The sequence below is a fragment of the Hominimerdicola aceti genome (assembly GCF_025567495.1).
Lineage (GTDB): Bacteria > Bacillota > Clostridia > Oscillospirales > Ruminococcaceae > Hominimerdicola > Hominimerdicola aceti.
Genome location: NZ_JAOQJZ010000005.1, coordinates 37410 through 56315, shown reverse-complemented (window position 1 = coordinate 56315; position 18906 = coordinate 37410). Strand labels below are relative to the sequence as shown.

Sequence of the window (18906 nt, the reverse complement as noted above, 5' to 3'; positions counted from 1 at the left end):
TTACTATTTTATCTCGATAACACGGCTTATGCCGCTTCTTTCAAACAGCTCTGAAAACTCCGTCAGTCGCTCTTTTCCCTGCTCAGGCTGTGAAGAAAGAAGGCTGTCCAGAGCGACAGTGAAGCTGTCTGCGCTGTCGATATGCTCGAAAACTTTTCTCTGCTGAGAAAAGCTGTAAAACGCCATGTAATGCCCTATACCACCGTCTGAAAGATACATTGAAAGGCTCAGTGCCTTTGCGGCAATGCAGTCATAATCCGTTGCGGGGACATTTCCGCCTGTTTCAACGTAGATACAAAGGCTGTCAGTAACAGGCTCGCCATATTCACGGACGTAGATATCGCCAAGTCTGAAAGACAGCTTCCAGTGCACCGATTTATAGCTGTCCCCCTGACGATATTCTCTTATTCCAATAGGCTCACTGTGGTCAAAGCCCTCGTTTTCATTGCTGAAAAAGTCGCTTTCAAGGGCTTCCTTGAGCTTTGCTTCCTCGCTCTCATCTATCTCTGCTGCATCAGGCATTATGTTCACACTGCCCTTTATTTCGCACTGTGCCTTTTTCCATGTTAGCCCTGTAAAGTCAAAGGCTCTAAGTGTCAGAAACTCTGCTTTTATCTTTCCGCAGGTGTCGCTTTTTACAGTGATATCCACCTGAGCAGGCTCTCTGCTGATGATAAAATGCACCTTTATATCCTCACACTGTCCTGTGAGCATATTTCTAAGCCGCAGTTTACTGCTGTATTCGCCGCAAGTTCCTGTGAAGATAAATTTTAGGCTCATGTCCTTATTTTTCAAGCCTGTGCCGTCGCTTACCAGTGTTGCTGACAGCTTTTTCTTCGAGAATATATTTATACATACTGACAATACAAAAAGCACTGCGCACAGCCCAAGCACCGATATGCCAATGGGCTTTTTCAGCACAAAAAGCAGTATGCCCAAAGCTGTGCAAAGGCAGAAGCATAGCCTCTTCATCTGCGTTTTTCCTCATTCTCAGGGCATTTTACGCTGCCAAGTATCTCGTCAAGCACACTTTCTGCCGCAAGTCCTGAAAGCCTGCCCTTTGCAGAAAGTGATATCCTGTGGCTGCAAACATGGGCAAAAAAATCTCTTACGTCCTGGGGAACGACATATTCTCTGCCCTTATAGCACGCCCACGCCTTTGCTATCCTGCAAAGTGCCAACGCACCTCTTGGGGATACGCCCAGAGAAATATTTTCATTATGCCTTGTGGCGTCGCAAAGGTCTGAGATGTAGTCATAAACGCTGTCGTCAACAAAAACAGCCTTTGCCTTTTTCTGCATTTCTATAAGCTTTTCAGCGGTGCAGACGGCTTTCACATCTACCAGTGGATCTGAACTGCTTCGGTCTGACATTATGCTTCGCATTGCCGCCTTGTCAGGATAGCCCATTGAAAGCTTTATCATAAATCTGTCAAGCTGTGAAACAGGCAGTGCCGCCGTGCCAACTGTGCCTGTAGGATTTTGTGTTGCTATCACTGCAAAAGGCTCAGGCAGAGGATATGTTCTGCCGTCAACTGTGCAGGCCCGCTCCTCCATGACCTCCAAAAGGGCAGATTGCGTCTTGCCTGAGGTTCTGTTTATTTCGTCTGCAAGAAGTATATTCGTCATTGCCGCACCGCTGTGAAAAGTAAAGCCCTGCGCCTGTCTGTCAAAAGCCGTATAGCCTGTGATGTCGGAAGCCACAGTATCAGGGGTGAACTGTATCCTCTTCGTTTCAAGCCCCAAAGCCTTTGAAAACGCTACCGCAAGAGTAGTTTTTCCCACGCCCGGAACGTCCTCCATAAGCACATGACCCTGCGCCAAAATTGCGGCGAACACCATATCCACCACTTCGTCCTTGCCGATTATGACCTTTTTCACTTCATCTGTTATCTCACGCATTTTTTACCCTTCTTTCTTACCACTGTGAAAACTCCCACTGCACACAGCACCGCTGCCGCAGATATCACATACACTGTCACGTTTTTATCCTCTGCCTCTTTTATTATCTCATCAGCAGAAGTGACCTTTTTCCGCTCGCCTTCAGGAAGCTTTTTTATCCTCTCTGCGGTCTTTTCCAAAAGCTCCTTTTTGTCTTTTCCAACACTATCAACAGGATAAAGCTCACAGCTTATGATACTGTTAAGGTCTGATATCTCACTGTAAAGCTCGTTCGCTTTGGCGTTCATTTCTTCAAGCTCTGATATTATCTTATCCCTGTCGGAAAGGCTCTCGTCAGCCTTTGCATGGACTAAAAGCACAGCCGTAGCAGTGCAGTCCCCCGAAGTAACACCGTTTTTTCTCAGGGCTTCAAGCTTGTTCCTGTCGCTTTTTGTAAAGCCTTTCTTGCCCTTATATATTTCCGTTTTCTCGATACTGTATACACAGCCGTTTCCATGGTCTGTCTGTGCAAGCTCCACTGTGAAAGCCCTGTCGCTCAAGGTCAGGCTGTATTTTTCTGCCGCATTTTCAAGCTCTGCACCGTATCTCACATATGTGCGTTCATCACAATCAAGGTCATTGAAAAGCTTCAAGGCTTTTTCTGCGCTCTCCTCGTCTGAGATATCCGAAAGCCTGCCGTTTATGCCGTCAAGCTTTTCACGCTGTAGAACTGAAAGCTCCTCTCTCATATCGTAAATACGTCGCATCGTAAGTTCAAAACGCTTTTGTGCCGCAAGTGCGCAAAGTGCCTGCCCTGTGGCAAGCTCGTCAGAATCGCCGCCCTTTTCATGTGAAAATCCACCGTCGCTGTTCTGATAGGAAAGCAGGGCGGTCAAAAGGTCGGCATTTTTCACAAAACGGCTGTCAGCTTCAGGGTCTATACCAAGTGAACAAAGTGCTATTACTACCTGCGAATCAGCTTCTGCACTTCCGAACGTTCCTGAGCTGTCCTGCTTGCCGCTTAGATACTCCACCGCTTTGTCAACGCTTTTTCTAACATCGTCACGGGAAAAATCATTGTAATATGGGGCGATCGCCTGCAAAGCCATTGCGGTGATGTCGATATCGCTTTCACCTTTTGACAGCGAAAAGCCACCATCGGTATTCTGCGAAGAAACTATCTCGTCAAGTATACGCTCTCTGTCAAACTCTGCACCCTCTGAGGTCTTGTAGCCCATTGTATCAAGGGTCAAAAGTGCAAATATCCAGCCGTTAAGGCCCTGTTTGCCTACGGAATTATTTTCATCTCTGCCGTAAACACCGCCTTTTACAAGGTCTATGCCCCCAAGGTCGGCAGGGTCGCCTCCCATTGCGGAGGCTGTTATAGCGCACCTCTGCCACTCGGTAGCGTTGTCGGTATCTGAAAGAGCTTTCACACGCTGAGAAAGCGCAGTGAGATAAGCCTCATAGTCCTCCTCAAAACCAAAGCGTGAAATGCCTATGGCAAGCCAATCGGAGCTTCCTATGCCTGCGTTTTGCAGAAAATCCCCCGAAAAAATGCTCTCGTCCTGAGAAATGCCCATTTTGTCACGCTGCCACTGACAGACCTTTTCTGCGCTTTCAGTTATCCTGTCCCTTTTATCTGCGTTATCTGCATTCACCGCAGGAACATTTGTCAGAAGCATTACTGTCCCTGCAAACACCGCCACTGATCTGCCAAGAAAACCTCTCGTTTTCAACAATATCCTCCTACCATGTTTTGTCATAGCTATCCTGTGAACCTGTTATATCTCTGCCGTAGGCAACTGTGAACGCAAGCCTAACAGTGTCGCCGTCGGTAAAGTTCACCTTGCCCATGCCGTATGCAGGCATATTGCCGTTTACAGTGTACACCCAGCCTGAGCCGTAGGTGTAGTCGAATTCTCCAAGGCTGTCGGCATACTGTGTGCCACTGTCTGCAATGCCATCATTTTTTATAAGCTCCGCAAGCTCGCTGTTTACTGCTCCACCTGAAAACGCACCGCTTTTGTGTATTCGGCTTAGATATCTCTGATCGCCCTTGCCTGTAAAGTCACCTGTGAAGCCGTTTTGCTGGAGAAAACGTTCTATAACGTCAACGCCTGTGTCCCCCTCGTATATTGCCACCTCTGAGCCTGCGGCAAGCTGTCCAAGCCCTATGGTATCGGCGTCAAAGCTCATTGTTATAACGCCTGTCTGCTCGCCCTTTTGTGCGCTGACAGAATTTATGGTATAGGCATGATCCGCATATCTGCCCTCTGGGTCATACACCCTTATTTCAAGAAGATTTGCCCCGCCCGAAAGCTGGAGATAATAGGCTGAGTTCCTGTCCTGTGCAATACACTCAACAGAAAGTCCATTGAGCCAGACCTCGGTCTTGTCGGCATATATTCTTCCGCCCTGATAGTCCTGTGCGTTAAATCTGAGGGTGAAGCCCGAACCTTTCACTGTCTGTCCGTTTGTGACGTTTATATACGTTATCTCAGGTCTTGTGGTATCGTCAGCAATGGGTACATAGGTGACAGTGAAATATCTGTCTATTATTTTGTCACCGTCTTTTGCATAAAGCCTTATACGGTTATCACCGCTTTGGAGGGTGCAGGTATAATTATCTCTGCCCGAAAGCTTTTTGCCGTTTAGAATAACGCTTAGCTTTGCACTACCGCTTTGACCTTTCATTCTTGCATAGAAGCTAAAATCGGCGTCATTTACAGTGCGGTCATAAAGGTCGGTATCAACCGAAAACTCCGCAGGAGTGTATTTTATCTTAAAGCTTTTTTCAGCCTTTGAGCCGTCCTTTTCCGCAGAGAGAGTTATAGTATTTTCGCCCTCAGAAAGCTGTGCGGTAAAAGTTTCACCACCGGAAAGCTTTTCACCGTTGACTTTAACCGTCAAAGGTATTTTATCACTGCCGTAAAAAGCTGTGGCTGAAAATGTTATGCTTTCTGTGTCAGTATCCTTATCCGCAAGGTCGATGTCAAAGGTTATCTCCTTTTTGTCAAAATAAACTGTATAGTCCTTATAAGCCCTTTTCACCTGACCGCTTTTGTCAGTATAAGTGCAGGCAACACGGATAGTGTTTTTTCCTGCGTGAAGGGTAACGCTGCCCGAAAACTGATTTACAACGCTGCCGTTCACAGTGACCTGAACTTTTTGCACTGTGAGAGCCTTGTTTTTATGTGTTATTGTGAACTCATAGAGTGGCTTTTTTACACGCTCGCCCTCTTTTATAGAGGTGGTGAAATATTCTGTGTCGGTGTTCTTTGTGACAGTTTCGGTCTTGCTATCAGGCTTTTTCTTTACCTCGTCAGACTTACTTTCACCTTGGACATTTATGGTAACATTTGTGTTCCCGCCATTTACTGTCGGGGAATTTCCGTCGCTTTTGTCAGCCTGCGGAGAGCTTTCTGTTGTATCTGTATTGCTGTCGCTACTATCAGTGTTATCACTGTCATCTGCCTGTGAGCTGTCCATATCTGAGCTTTCGTCCTTTGGCTGAGAGCTTGTTTCATAGCCCTCTCCGCCCTGTCCGTCCTCCTCCGCAAGGCTTTCAGACAGTGCTGAAAACGGATTTTCAGGGTTCTTATAACTGCTCATATTATAAAAACGCATACACAAAAAAGCCGCTGCGATAAAAAACGCCGCTGCTGACAGCATTATTATTTGCCTGTTTTTTTGTGTATGCTTTTTCATAATATTCTCACTTTTCATATCACAGAAAATGCCCGCCCCCTGAAAATAGAGGGCGAGTATCCTGCAAAATAACTTATATCTTAATTGTCTTAATTTTTTTACTTTCTCTTTCTTGAAACTGTAAGAGCTCCGCTGATAAGAAGTGCAAGACCTGCTACGCAAACGCCTGCTGTCGCACCTGTGTTAGGGTTAGCCGCACCTGCGTTATTTGCTGTCTTTGATGAGCTGTCAGCCGCCTTTGATGTGTCAGCACTGCTTACTGACTCTGTGGCTGATGAAGTGGCAGAAGATGTATCCTCAGAGTTTGCAGAAGATACTGTGCTTTCGGAAGATACGTCAGATGAGCTTACAGAGCTTTCTGCTTCTGAGGAAGAGCTTGGTGTCTTGAGTTCTTCAAGCTTTTCCTCTGCGGCCGTAAGAGCGTCAACATTGCCTACATATTCCTTAAGGTCGCCAAGAGCGTCATAAGCGACTCTTGCTGCCTTGATGTCATTCTCGCTGTCAAGTGTTATCTCGCCAAGGTCACTGATAAGCTTCTCAACAGCCTTTACGCTGTCATAATCCTCTGCTGCAAGAACTGTTACGTCGATAGTCGCTTCAACAGGTGAAACGGCAATGCCGGTTGTGTTTGCAGCACCATCGTTTGTCTTATCTCTGTACATCCCATACTTGTATGTAACAGTAACGAAATCATCGTCTGCTGTAAGAGCAGTATCGTCGATAGTCACATAATCTGTAACGTCTTTCTTCACACCGTTTTTGAGAACTGCGTAAACCTTCAAGTCGGAAGCGTCATAAGCTTCGCCCTCTTTGCATACTGTCTTAGCATTCTCGGTCACAAGCTTTTCCACCTCTGAGCCGACAGCCATTACGTAGCCTGAATCGTTCTTGAAGTAGATAGTGCCGTTTTCGTCTGCAACAAGGTCAGCTATAGCGTACTGTGCCTGAGCACCCGTTGGTGTGAAAAGTGACGGAGCTGTTTTCTTTCCGTTTACTATCTGAGCGTCAAGAACTTCTGTTACGCCCTTTTTATCCTTTACATAGCGGATAGCGCCTGCTGATGCGTTCTCTGAGAAGTAAACATAATTATAGCCGTTCTCATTCACAACGCCAAGACCTGAGGTCTGTGGATAGCCCTTTGTTTCTGCCTTGTATGCTATCTTAAAGCTGTCAAGGTCGATAACTGCAATAACACTGCCCTTATAGTCGCCCCAGCCTGAGCCGTTTACGCCAACATAAGCTCTTCCGTTAAGAACTGTAGGAGTTGATGTGCTTGCGCCGCCAAGTGCAATGCTGTCAAGCTTTGTGAAATTACCCTCATCGTCTATTGTTGCCTTATAGAAATAGCCGCCGTTAGATGTGAAATAATAAGCGTCTGTATCCTTATCGTAAGAAATAGTGCTTCTTACTCCTCCGCCTACTGTATACTCAGTATCTATAACGCTTCCTGAGTTTTTGTCAAGAGTAACTACTCTTGCAGGGTCGGTAGTGTTTGCCTTTGCATTTTCCATGCCGAGAACGACAAAATCATCAGTTGCATATGCGCCTGCCCAATAGAAACCGCTTTTGTTTGTGAATATCCACTTTGGTGACTTCTCTTCATCTGTTGTGTCAGGATCTTCGTCCTTAACGTCTATGCAAACATACTGATCGTTTTTTCCTGAACCATAGTTGCAGAAGCCTGTGTAGATACAGCCGTCATTATAGTAGATAGGGCTTACAGACTGACCCCCCACGCTGTCCTTGTATACCCACAGCGACTCGAGGGTGTCAGCGTCAAATGCCTGAATGCCGCCGTTAAAGGCTGAGAATATCATGCCGTCTGCATAAGTAACAGGCTGGATAGCGTAGCTGTTTGTGCCTGCTCGCTGTCCAACTACTGAATCCACAACGCCCGTTTCCTTGTTCATTCTCATGAGCTTGTCGCCGGATGTATAAACGATATTATCTCCAACGATAGCCACAGGCGACGGACCATCGTTCCAGCTTTTTCCTACCTTAGTTGCCCAGTTAAGCACTGCGTTATCCGCACTGTCAGGGAGGACTGATGTTGTTACGTTGTTGTTTGTTCCGTCTGAAACAAATGCGCTTACACACACGCTCAGACTAAGAGCAGTCGCAAGAGCGAAGCTGGCTGTTCTCAAAATTTTCTTCTTCATTCTTTTCTGTCCTTTCGTTGATACACACTGTTCCGCCGTCAATGCACTTTTTATGAACACCCCGACCACAGCAAAAAAATGCCTTTCCGCCGAAACGAAAAAGCATCCTATCCGCTTTACTGCCTGCACAGCGATAAAGCAGACCGTCATCTTCATCGCCCAAGACAGAAATAGTCAACGAAAACACAGCAGATACCTGACTTATGACAGCACACAAAAAGCCTGTCAAACACAGTAATGGCGGTTGTGCAGGATTTGGACCTGCTTCCCTGACGGCAAGGCTTTTGCCCTGACACGCTCTACTCAGCTAACAACTTTTCAAACTGTGCTTTCTTAATATTCACATCATGATAATTATACCATATCGCTATGGATTATTCAATAACCTTTTTACACCACTAATAAGTCCGATACAACGCCGTTTTTGTGGCATTTTCATAAACTCATAGACTGAAACTTTGTTTGATATAGTTTCAGACTATACCCTCAGTTTCTCCTCCAGCTCCGTGTCAGGCTTGACAGTGATAGTGTAGTTGTTTGTAAAAATAACCATGCCCGGCTTTGAGCCGTTTGGCTTTTTCACGTTTCTTATGAAAGTGTAGTCAACGTCCACCCTGGAGGAATTTCTTCCCTTTGAGTTGCAGGCGGCGATTATTGCCGCTTCCTCTATTGTCCTGTCAGGTGGCATTTCTCCGTCGCAGGTGACGATAACGTGGCTTCCTGTGATATCCTTGACGTGGAGCCAAAGGTCAGTTTTCTCTGCTTCCTTGCAGGTGAGGCGGTCGTTCTGTTTATTGTTCCTGCCTACCCTTATTTCATATCCGTCAGAAGAACGGTATTTTATAGGCGGCAGAGCCTTTGGAGGCTTGCCCTTGAACTTTGAGCGCTTTACATAGCCCTCCTGAAAAAGCTCCTCACGAAGCTCGGCTATATCTCCCTCCGTCTGTGCCCTCGTTAGAGAATCGAAAACAGAATCCAGATACTTGACCTCCTGCTCGCCCTCTGCAATAAGCACAGTGAGCTTTTTCTCTGCGGTGTCGAGCTTTCTGTACTCCTTATAATACTTCTGAGCGTTCTGTGTTGGCGTAAGCCTTTTGTCAAGTGGTATCTTCACTGTAGGGCAGTTCTCGTCATAAAAGTCCTGCACCTCAGCATATGCCATGCCCTTTTGGAGCGCATAGAGATTTGAAGTGATAAGGTCACCGTAAATGCGGTATTTTTCCCTGTCCTTGCACTCTTTAAGCTCCTCACGCTGATTTTGCACACGCCTTTGAGTTCTCTCGGAGGTGTTTATAAGAAGCTTGAAAAGGTCGTTGGCTTTCTGCTTTATTCTTGAAAGGGAGTCCCTCTCCGCATAGAAATAGTCCAGAAGAACACTTGGTGACTCGAAGCTTTTTGTCACCATGAGCGCACCATACTGCGTGATATCGCAGAAGCAGAAATCTTTCAGATTGCCCTCTTTTGTTTTCAGCACTGTGTAGACGTTAGTGCCGTCATTTATGCTGTCACGGACTTTCGAGAAATAAAACCACAGCCTGTCCGCAGTGTCTCCGCTTAGCTGTTGGGCTGTTATCTCAGCACCCCTTGCCGCAAAGAACACAGCTTCCCGTGCGAACACTGGCGAAATGCCCTCAAGCGTTTTCATTATTGCCTTTGAAAGCTCCGCCGTGGGGTTTTCGGCTATCTTTGCCAAAAGCTCTTCCTTTGTGCAGTCAAGAAGATTCAGCCTTTGCTCTCTTGAGGGCAAAGTATACTGCGCACCGGGAAGAACCATTCTCACTGATGACATTTCCTGTCCCACACGCTTTATGCTGTCTATTATCCTGCCGTCCTCACGATAGAGGATAAGATTTGAATGCCTGCCCATTATCTCCGCCGCAAGTGTGAGATTCACCCTGTCGCCCATTTCGTTGGTGGCTTCAAAGTCAAAGAAAAGTATACGCTCAAAGCCGTCCTGCCTAATGGCAGTGAGTCTGCCTCCTGCAAGATGCTTTCTCATGAGCATACAGAACATAGGCGGTGTTTTCGGATTTTCTATATCCGTCGTTGTTATATGGACCCTTGCCGAGCCTGCACCTGTGCTGAACATAAGCTTCTGCGCACCCTCTTTAGTGCGGATAGTCATTATAAGCTCCTCTCGTGAAGGCTGGTGTATCTTATCCACCCTGCCGTCAATAAGAGGGTCAAATTCTTTTCTGAGCAAGCTCAGATAAATTCCGTCCAATGCCATTTTACTTACCTGCTTTTTATATTACTTCAACTATATCCCTGTTGCTTACGGCTATCTCTACTCTCAGACCGCTGAACTTGTTTTTCAGCTCACTAGCGATAAACTCGCAGAAGATATTTTCCGTATAGAAATGACCTGCGTCTATAACAGAAACGCCCATATTCCCGCCGTCTATAAAAACGTCATGCTTCACGTCACCTGTCAAAAGCACCTGACAGCCTTTTTCTGCGGCGTCAGCAAGGAACGAACCGCCTGAACCTGAGCATACTCCCACACGCCTTATCTCACGCTCGCCGCCGCTGAAACGGACTACTCTACAGCCGAGAACGTCCTTTGCTCTCTGTGCAAGTTCACGGACGTTCATGCCGTCACACTCGCAGACATATCCACAACCCATGCCATGCTCTTCATGCAAAGCGCTCTCAGGTTCAAGACCAAGCATTTTGCAAAGCACGTCATTCATTCCGCCCTCTGCGGAGTCGAAATTTGTGTGCATGGAAAGAGCGTTCTTTCCCCCTGCCGCAAGTATCACAGCAGGGTCGTTCGGCACGAGGGTCTTTAGTCCTCTGAAAATAACAGGGTGGTGGGTGAGAACAAGGTCAAAGTCACGCTGACAGGCCTCTCTTGCCACCTCAGCGGTGCAATCCAGCGCCACAAGCACGCTCCTTACCTCAGCGGACATTTCCCCCACGTTAAGGCCGCTGTTGTCATAGCCCTCCTGCAAGCGGTATGGGGCTAAATCCTCTATAAAACTATAAATATCATAAACTGTCGTCATTTTTATCAGCTCCTTTGTGTATGTCAAAGTCTGTCAAGCTCGCTCTGTGCAAGCTTAACAAGCCTTTCTCCCAGCTCCTTTTTGTCCTCAGACTTCATCATTCCGCTGCCTGCAACAAAAATTCTTTTTGCCTGCCTTGCGATATACTCTTTCCCCTCGCCCTCAGGCTTAACAAAGCCGAACTGCAAATATCTGTCATCGCAATCATAGGACGGAGTTTTGCCTGTATACACCGCCTGCATGACAGAATATGCAAACTGACCCTCTGTGCAGGCAAGCTCTTTTTTTACCTCAAAGCCGTTGTCATAAAGCCACTTTCTAAGCACGTCCCACTTTGTCATAGGCTGTAAAACGAGGTTTACGCTGTTTTTCACCCACGGACATTTTTCAAGAAGCCTTGCAATAAGCTCACCGCCCATGCCTGCCATAACAACGTCTGTTATGCCCTCTGGTGGAACATTGTCAAGCCCGTCTGAAAGCACCGTTCCAATGCGGTCTGAAAGCCCCTCACGATTGATATGCTCCTCAGCCGACTTTAGCGGCATTGGTGCAACATCACAGGCGAGAGCTTTTTTGCACATATTTTCCTTTATCATAAAGCAGGGCAGATAGCCATGATCTGTCCCCACGTCGCATACAAAATCTCCCGTACAAAGCTTTGCACAGGTCACAAGTCTTTTATCCAAAGCTTTCCTCCAAAGAAAAAAATCGCCGCTCGCCCCCTGAAAAGGCGGCTGGGCGGCGAAAGTAGTTCCAAACGCTTATTCTGCAAAGTGCTTGTTGAGCTTTTCGAGCATTTCCTCAACAGGAACGCCATGAACAGCACAAGCCTCTTCAAGAGTTTCGCCTCTTGACGCTGGGCAGAACAGACAGTGCATACCCATTTCCATAAAGTATGGTGCTGTATTTTCATCAGCGTCCATTATATCGCCTATAATAGTATCCTTTGTAACTGTGAATGCCATTTTATATTCCTCCTATCATGATAGACCACGCACCGCAAACGCTTTGCGTTATACCTATATTATAACCAATCCTGCGAAAAAAAGCAAGCCCTTTTTTATTATAGCCCTTTTTATTATAATGTATCGCCCTTATCAACATTTATAACAGCGTTATATCTTCCGTCAAATTCTGTGAGCCGTTTTGATATTTTTGCTTTTACCTCGCTGTCTGAAAGTCTGAAATCAAAAGGCACTACCACGTCAAAGATAAGATTTTCACGGTTTTCTCCCTTTGTCATTCTGAAATCATGTATTGACAAGCACTGATCAATAGACTTCACAACGTCTGTTACTATCTTTTTAGTTTCGATAGTTTGCTCGTCATGATCTGCCACCGGATCCATATGTATAGACACTGCGCAGTGATATTTTTCTTTCATGCTATCCTCAAGATCGTCTATAAGCTCATGAGCCGCCATAAAGTCCATTTCGCATGGCACTTCAGCATGAAAGGAGATAACGGTATTCCCTACGCCATAATCATGTATGAGCAGATCATGGATACCGATTATCTCAGGAAAGCTCATTGCGGTATCAACAATATCCTGAACGAACTCCTTATCGGGCTTTGAGCCGAGAAGCGGCGAAACGCTGTCCTTGCAGGTCATAAAGCCTGAGCGGAAGATAAAGAGAGCAACGAGAACGCCCATATAGCCGTCTATGTTTATGCCTGTGAACGCAGAGAATACCATTGCAAGCATAACAGCTCCTGTTGCGGCGCAATCGGAAAGACTGTCAGCGGCAGAGGCGAAAAGCGAGGTAGAGTTTATCTTTTTTCCAAGCTTTCTATAGAAATACCACATCCAAAGCTTGACAGCCACAGAGCAGGCAAGTATCACAAAGGTCATTACCGAGAAAGCAAGCTTATCATGGGCAAAGATCTTTGAAAAAGAAGATTTTCCAAGCTCAATGCTCATCATCATTATAATAAACGAAATGACAAGACCTGAGATATACTCCATTCTGCCATGACCGAAAGGGTGATCTTCGTCTGCGGCTTTGGCTGCCATTTTAAAGCCAACCAGTGACATTATAGACGAGCCTGCGTCAGAAAGGTTGTTAAAAGCGTCCGCCATAACGGACACAGCCCCTGACACAAATCCTGCAATAAGCTTACCGAGGAAAAGCATGATATTAAGGACTATACCAGTACATGAGCCTAGGTAGCCATATTTTTTTCGGACGTTTTTATCTTTCACGTTATCTCTGTCTTTTATGAATAATCTTATAAGAAGTGCTGCCATATGAATATCCCCTTTTGTTTACCAAAGTAAACTTATAAGTTTATCTACTATTATAACACATAATATTACAAAATCAAGTGCAAATGCTTATTTATATGGATATTCGCCGCAGCAGGCAATATGCAGCCACTTATTACTCATCTCAACCACATAATAAAATTTTCTTTTCACTATTGAAAAAATTTGTGCAGTGTGCTATAATAGTCATTAGCGTTAATCGTTTACATACGCAAAAAGGAAAGAGGTTATATAAAAATGAGAAAATTCATATCGAGAGCTGCGGCTCTGCTGCTGGCAGGAGTTATGACAGCGGCTGTGGCAGGCTGCGGAAAAAACTCCGGCAGCGAGGCAAAAGACACAGCAAAAAAATGGACTGAGCTTGACCAGACACAGATAACAGAAGCCATGGGGCTTGGCTGGAACTTAGGCAATCAGCTTGAAGCTTCCAGCGGCGGACTTCCCAGCGAAACTTGCTGGGGCAACCCTGAGATAACCAAAGAGCTTATCGACACTATAAAGGCGCAGGGCTTTAAGACAGTAAGAATACCTGTTTCTTATCTTGACATGATAGGAGACGGTCCTGACTACAAGATAGACACTGACTGGCTGGACAGAGTTCAGGAAGTCGTTGACTATGTTGTTGACAACGATATGTTCGCTATAGTGAATATGCACGGCGACGGATATTACACTGTTGACCACAGTTGGTTGCTTTGTGCTGAAGACGATGACAAGCAGACCGAGATAAAAGACAAGTACGGCAAGGTTTGGACTCAGATAGCAGACCGTTTCAAGGACTATGACCAGCACCTTATCTTCGAGTCCATGAATGAGGAATTCAACAACGATTACGGCAAGCCTGACGAAAAAGCATATGATAACATCAACGCATACAATCAGATATTTGTTGACTCAGTAAGAGCAACAGGTTCAAACAATGAAAAACGCTGGCTGCTTCTCCCTGGCTGGAACACAAATATCGAATACACAGCAAATGATGAATACAATTTCAAGATACCGACCGACAACGGCTGCAAGGCCGACGGCAAGCGTATCATGATATCAGTTCACTACTACGACCCATTCAATTTCACTATTGACGAGAACAAGACCGCAAAAACTCAGTGGGGCAAATATGCGGTAAAGAATTATGACAACTGGGGTCAGGAGGATTATGTTGACAGCCAAATGGCACTTCTTAACGAGAAGTTTGTAAGTCAAGGTTATCCTGTTGTTATCGGCGAATTTGGCGCACAGGACAAGACAGAAAAGTTTGCAGACTACAATGAGTTCAGACGCTACTGGTCTGAATATCTTATCAAGGCAGCAAAGAAAAACGGCGTTGTTTGTGTATACTGGGACAACGGCTACAACGGCAACAAGGGCTTTGGCATCATAAACAGATTTGACTACACTATCACACAGCCTGACCTTATCGCAGGCATGATGAGAGCCATAAACTCCACAGACGATTATGAGATCCCGTCACCGGCAGGCTACACAGAAGTCAGAAAGAGTGCAAAGGCGTCATAAGTTTTTCACACGCAAATATGCTGATACATTTGTAGGGGCGAACAGCGTTCGCCCGTTTGATCTGCATGATGAAATAATAAAAGCAGTACCTTTTCATGGGTACTGCTTTTTGTTTGTGTCTTACGAAACGAGAGGGGGACGAATTGCGGGCGAACGCTGTTCGCCCCTACTTTTTGCTATTCTATTACAAGTTCCTCTTTTGTAGAATCCGCTCCCTCGATATGGAAAGAATTGAGCACAGGCTCATCTTTGTTCATAAGTGAGAGTATCATATAGCTTGCTGTCTTGTCATAAGCAAGCCTTTTATCCTCATCAGAGGGACGAGAAGGTGACTCAGGGTGTGAGTGCCAGTTGCCCATAGGAACAAGTCCCTCTGCTCTCATGTCCTTGATAGCAGCAAGCTGCTCCTTAGGGTCAAGAGAAAAATGCTCGTTTGAGTGGTCTATGTTCGTGAGAAAATAGACCTTTTTTATTATCTTGTCACTGCCCTCTTTTACTCCGCCGATAAGACCGCAGGCTTCGTTTGGAAGCTCGCTTTCAGCGTGGTGCAGTATCTTTTCATAATCGCTTTTGCTTAGTTTTATCATAGATGTACACCGTCACATTCTGCCTGTTCATAGTCGATAAGCTCTGTGATAGTAGGGTGTTCGCCGCATACTGCACAGCCCTTTGTATCCTGAGGGAGCTTTACCTTTCTGAACTCCATTTTAAGTGCGTCATAAGTAAGCAGATAGCCTGTGAGAAGGTCGCCTACACCAAGGATATACTTGATAGCTTCCATTGCCTGCAAACTTCCGATAACGCCGCCCATTGCGCCGATAACGCCTGCCTGCTTGCAAGTAGGAACAGCGTCCTTCGGAGGTGGGTTCTTGAACACACATCTATAGCATGGTCCCTGACCTGGAACATAAGTCATGAGCTGACCCTTAAATCTGATGATACCAGCGTGTGAAAACGGCTTTTTAGCCATTACGCAGGCGTCATTAATAAGAAACTTTGCAGGGAAATTGTCAGTGCCGTCGATAACGAAATCATAGTCCTTGATTATATCCATGATGTTCTCGCTGTCGATAAAGGTGCGGTATGTATTCACCTTGACGTCAGGGTTGATAGCTTCCATTGTTTCCTTTGCGGAAAGGACCTTTGCCTTGCCAACGTCCTGAGTTGTGTGGATGATCTGTCTTTGCAGATTTGAGAGATCTACCTCGTCTGCGTCTGCAATGCCGATAGTGCCAACGCCTGCTGCGGCAAGATACATAGCGGCAGGTGCGCCAAGTCCGCCTGCGCCTATTATAAGAACTTTTGCGTTAAGAAGCTTTTTCTGTCCCTTTGCGCCAACTTCTTTAAGAATGATGTGGCGTGAGTAACGCTCGAGCTGTTCGTCTGTAAATGCCATTACTGTCCGCCTCCCATGAAGTAAAGAAATTCTACAACGTCGCCGTCTTTAAGAACTGTGCTTTCAAAAGCACCGCTCTCTACAAATTCGTCATTGATAGTTACTGTAACGTACTGTGGTGTTTCAACGTTCTCGTCGATAACGAGCTGTGCCACTGTAAGTCCCTCTGCAACGTCCTTTTTATTGCCTGCTACTGTTATAGTCATGATACATTTCTCCTTAATCTATAGAATTTATTGTTTCGGCAAGCTGTGCTTTCTTTACAGCTCCCGTAAGTCTTGCTTTTTCTGCTCCGTCCTTGAAGAACACAAGTGTCGGAACGCTTGTGACATTATACTTCTGAGCGGTTTCCCCGTCAAAGGTGATATTGAGCTTCACAAGCTTTATGCCCTCAGGGTTCTCCTCCTCGGTTTCCGCAAGAAGCGGTGACATTCGCTTACACGGAACGCAGGAATCTGAATAGAAATCTGCGATAACAAGCTTTCCTGCCTCGTTTATCTCGCTCTCGAAAGTATCCTTATTTGCTCTTACTGACATTAATCTCCCACCTTTTGTACGATAAGGTCATAAGTGCCGTCCTCATTGTCAATGAGTTTCAATATCTTGTGACCCTCTTCTTTAATGCTTCTTGGAACGTTCTGAACAGGCTCGCCGTCATTCATTCTTATGGAAAGTATCTGTCCGTCGTCAAGCTCCTCAAGAGCTACCTTTGCCTTAACGAATGTTGTCGGGCAAACCACTGTGGTGATGTCCACTGTATCGTCTATTTTAAAATCAGCCATTGTTATAAACCTCCAGTATAGTATTTGTAAATTTCTCTCTGCCCACTCTGTCGATAGTGAACTTGAATCTTTCGCCAGCTTTTGCGTTATCGTCAAAGAACCGTATAGCGGTATCGCAAATCTTCATAAGAGTTTCTTTATCCTCGATAAATGGGATAACAGTTTCGCCCTTGTTGATATGGTTGCCGAAAAGTCCGCCGAATGAAACTATATAGCCGTGGATAGTATCCCACGCTTCTGTAGGACAAGCCTTAAAACAGCGTCCGCAGAAATTGCACTTCTCTTTGTCAAGGACTATCTTTCCGTCCTCCATTGTAAGCGCACCCTGACGGCAAGCCTTTACGCACACGCCACAGCCGATACAATCAGCTTCACGCCACTCGACCTTTATGCCGCCCTTGATACCAACGTCATTTTCTTCCGCTTTAAGGCAGTTGTTCTGACAGCCTGTGATGCCGAACTTGAACTTGTGAGGAAGCTCTCTTGCGAAATATCTTTCGTCAAGCTCCTTTGCAAGAGCGTATGTATCTATACAGCCGCTTGGACAGACCGCAGCTCCCTGACAGGCTGTGATAGTTCTTACTCTCGGTCCGCACACGCCCGGCTCTGCGTCGCCCTTTGCAAGAGCCGCCTTTACCTCGTCGATATCGTCAAGCTTTATAAAAGGTATCTCAACGCTCTGACGTGATGTAAGATGAACATAGCCCTCGCCGTATTTATCAGACACCTCTGCTATCGTTGCAAGCTGTTTTGCCGTAAGGTTTCCGCCCACAACTCTAAGTCTAAGTGAAAAATTATTCTTCTGCTTCTGGCGCATGAAACCGCCTTTTTTAAGTGTTGCGTAGTCAACTGCCATAGTAAATTCCTCCTAAAGTTTTTCTATGGACTGTTTAAAGTCCTCGATCAGATCCGATGCGTCCTCTATTCCGACGCTTATCCTGATTGTGTCGCCGAACACGCCTGCGTTTATCTTCTGCTCCTCGCTTCCGTGAGCGTAGATAGTGCTTGCAGGGTGTATGACCAGCGTTCTTGTATCTCCGATATTAGTTGCATTTGTTGCAAGCTTCAAGCCGTTTATAAGCTTGAAGGCTCTTTCCTTTGAGCCTGCTCTTATGGTGAGTATAGCACCGCCCTTGCCGCCAAGTTCTTTCTGACAAAGGTCATAGAACGGGCTGGCTTTCAGTGCAGGATAGTTCACTTCAATGCCCTCACAGCTTTCAAAGAACTCCGCAAGCTTCAAAGCGTTGTGGCAACATCGCTCCATTCTAAGACCCAGTGTTTCAAGTCCCACGCTGTTCATAAATGCGTTCATTGGAGCAAGACAGCCGCCCACGTTTCTCCATATGCCGTTTCTCAGCTTTGCGATATAAGCAAACTTCCCGAATTTCTTATATTCTGCCAGACCCTTGAATTTGTCATAATCCCATTTGAAGTTTCCGCTGTCGATTATAACGCCGCTTATGGAATTTCCTCCGCCGTTTATATACTTTGACGTGGAATGTACCACGATATCAGCACCGTAGTCAAATGGATTTATAAGATAAGGTGTAGCCGTTGTGCTGTCAAGAATAAACACTGCACCGTTTTCATGGGCAAGGTCAGCCACAGACTTTATATCAACTATTTCAAGATTAGGATTTCCGATAAGCTCGGCAAAGACCGCTTTGGTCTTACTATTTATAATAGGGGCTATTTCCTCTTTTGTAACGTGCTTTACGAACTTGGTCTTGATACCGAATGCGGCAAGGTCGCCGAAAAGGTCGATAGTGCCGCCGAAAAGGCCTGCACTGCATATTATCTCGTCCCCTGCTTCAAGAATGTTCAGAAGCGACATTGTAACAGCCGCCATGCCTGATGAACACGCCACTGCGCCAACACCTTTTTCAAGTGTATTCATTCGGTTCTCAAAAGCCGCTACTGTCGGGTTGCTTATTCTTGTGTAAGCATATCCCGGTGCTTTATTATTGAATACTTTTTCAAGCTGCTCAGCCGACTCCTGCGCAAAGGCACTCACCTGATATATGGGAGTGAGCGTTGAGCCTGTTGTTTTCTCAGGTCCAAATCCGCCATGGAGCAATTTTGTATTGAATTTCAAAGGAAACGCCCCCTGTTTTCTTATTATATAGCTATCACCGCATACCAGTCAAGGTGCGATGTTCTTTGTTACTGTAGATATTATACAACATAAA

General features: G+C 45.8%; 19 protein-coding genes. 1 reads left to right on the top strand and 18 read right to left on the bottom strand.

Annotated elements, in window-relative coordinates; translation table 11 throughout:
- Positions 1 to 3: 3 nt before the first annotated feature.
- From OCV57_RS06340 to OCV57_RS06290, 11 genes are all read right to left on the bottom strand, one after another.
- Entirely contained in the window at positions 4 to 972 is a 969-nt protein-coding gene (locus OCV57_RS06340) for a DUF58 domain-containing protein (RefSeq protein WP_267300857.1), read from the bottom strand.
- Positions 969 to 1901 carry an AAA family ATPase gene (locus OCV57_RS06335; protein ID WP_267300856.1) on the bottom strand — a complete coding sequence of 311 codons (933 nt, stop codon included), beginning with the start codon at positions 1899 to 1901 and terminating at the stop codon, positions 969 to 971. The genes OCV57_RS06340 and OCV57_RS06335 overlap by 4 nt, the downstream gene beginning before the upstream one ends.
- A complete protein-coding gene (locus tag OCV57_RS06330) occupies positions 1889 to 3619 on the bottom strand; it encodes a prenyltransferase/squalene oxidase repeat-containing protein (protein WP_267300855.1) in 1731 nt (576 codons plus the stop codon). Before OCV57_RS06330 ends, OCV57_RS06335 begins: the two co-directional genes overlap by 13 nt.
- 10 nt (positions 3620 to 3629) lie before the next feature.
- Positions 3630 to 5609, bottom strand: coding sequence for a DUF4430 domain-containing protein (locus tag OCV57_RS06325; RefSeq protein ID WP_267300854.1), 1980 nt, complete (start codon positions 5607 to 5609; stop codon positions 3630 to 3632).
- 80 nt (positions 5610 to 5689) lie between these two features.
- On the bottom strand, positions 5690 to 7750 hold the full coding sequence (locus tag OCV57_RS06320; protein ID WP_267300853.1) for an NPXTG-anchored protein: 2061 nt from the start codon (positions 7748 to 7750) through the stop codon (positions 5690 to 5692).
- Entirely contained in the window at positions 7698 to 7928 is a 231-nt protein-coding gene (locus tag OCV57_RS06315) for a hypothetical protein (protein WP_267300852.1), read from the bottom strand. Before OCV57_RS06315 ends, OCV57_RS06320 begins: the two co-directional genes overlap by 53 nt.
- Positions 7929 to 8228: 300 nt before the next feature.
- Positions 8229 to 9980, bottom strand: a complete 1752-nt coding sequence (locus OCV57_RS06310) for an Rqc2 family fibronectin-binding protein (RefSeq protein WP_267300851.1) — start codon at positions 9978 to 9980, stop codon at positions 8229 to 8231.
- A gap of 16 nt (positions 9981 to 9996) precedes the next feature.
- Entirely contained in the window at positions 9997 to 10758 is a 762-nt protein-coding gene (locus OCV57_RS06305) for a Nif3-like dinuclear metal center hexameric protein (RefSeq protein WP_267300850.1), read from the bottom strand.
- 23 nt (positions 10759 to 10781) lie between these two features.
- Entirely contained in the window at positions 10782 to 11444 is a 663-nt protein-coding gene (locus OCV57_RS06300) for a class I SAM-dependent methyltransferase (protein ID WP_117924482.1), read from the bottom strand.
- Positions 11445 to 11519: 75 nt separating this feature from the next.
- Positions 11520 to 11723 carry a DUF1858 domain-containing protein gene (locus OCV57_RS06295; protein ID WP_022288179.1) on the bottom strand — a complete coding sequence of 68 codons (204 nt, stop codon included), beginning with the start codon at positions 11721 to 11723 and terminating at the stop codon, positions 11520 to 11522.
- Between the two features lie 113 nt (positions 11724 to 11836).
- Positions 11837 to 13006, bottom strand: coding sequence for a cation diffusion facilitator family transporter (locus OCV57_RS06290; protein ID WP_267300846.1), 1170 nt, complete (start codon positions 13004 to 13006; stop codon positions 11837 to 11839).
- A gap of 255 nt (positions 13007 to 13261) precedes the next feature.
- Here OCV57_RS06290 and OCV57_RS06285 point away from each other — a divergent pair, with 255 nt between their 5' ends.
- Positions 13262 to 14539: a glycoside hydrolase family 5 protein gene (locus tag OCV57_RS06285; RefSeq protein ID WP_267300844.1), complete on the top strand. Its 1278-nt coding sequence runs from the start codon at positions 13262 to 13264 to the stop codon at positions 14537 to 14539.
- A gap of 176 nt (positions 14540 to 14715) precedes the next feature.
- On the opposite strand, the gene OCV57_RS06280 is transcribed toward OCV57_RS06285, so the two are convergent.
- From OCV57_RS06280 to OCV57_RS06250, 7 genes are read right to left on the bottom strand one after another with little or no spacing between them, the layout of a single operon-like run.
- Positions 14716 to 15126, bottom strand: a complete 411-nt coding sequence (locus OCV57_RS06280) for a M67 family metallopeptidase (RefSeq protein WP_267300843.1) — start codon at positions 15124 to 15126, stop codon at positions 14716 to 14718.
- The gene (thiF, locus tag OCV57_RS06275) at positions 15123 to 15935 is read right to left on the bottom strand and encodes a thiazole biosynthesis adenylyltransferase ThiF (protein ID WP_038672492.1); all 813 of its coding nucleotides are present in this window, start codon (positions 15933 to 15935) and stop codon (positions 15123 to 15125) included. Before thiF ends, OCV57_RS06280 begins: the two co-directional genes overlap by 4 nt.
- Positions 15935 to 16141, bottom strand: a complete 207-nt coding sequence (gene thiS, locus OCV57_RS06270; protein ID WP_022288183.1) for a sulfur carrier protein ThiS — start codon at positions 16139 to 16141, stop codon at positions 15935 to 15937. The genes thiF and thiS overlap by 1 nt, the downstream gene beginning before the upstream one ends.
- A 13-nt stretch (positions 16142 to 16154) precedes the next feature.
- On the bottom strand, positions 16155 to 16472 hold the full coding sequence (locus tag OCV57_RS06265; protein ID WP_267300842.1) for a thioredoxin family protein: 318 nt from the start codon (positions 16470 to 16472) through the stop codon (positions 16155 to 16157).
- Positions 16472 to 16717, bottom strand: coding sequence for a sulfurtransferase TusA family protein (locus OCV57_RS06260; protein ID WP_117876933.1), 246 nt, complete (start codon positions 16715 to 16717; stop codon positions 16472 to 16474). Before OCV57_RS06260 ends, OCV57_RS06265 begins: the two co-directional genes overlap by 1 nt.
- Complete coding sequence (locus OCV57_RS06255; protein ID WP_267300841.1) at positions 16710 to 17573, bottom strand: 4Fe-4S binding protein; 864 nt, start codon at positions 17571 to 17573, stop codon at positions 16710 to 16712. Before OCV57_RS06255 ends, OCV57_RS06260 begins: the two co-directional genes overlap by 8 nt.
- Before the next feature lie 12 nt (positions 17574 to 17585).
- Complete coding sequence (locus OCV57_RS06250) at positions 17586 to 18812, bottom strand: O-acetylhomoserine aminocarboxypropyltransferase/cysteine synthase family protein (protein ID WP_267300839.1); 1227 nt, start codon at positions 18810 to 18812, stop codon at positions 17586 to 17588.
- Between the last annotated feature and the right edge of the window lie 94 nt (positions 18813 to 18906).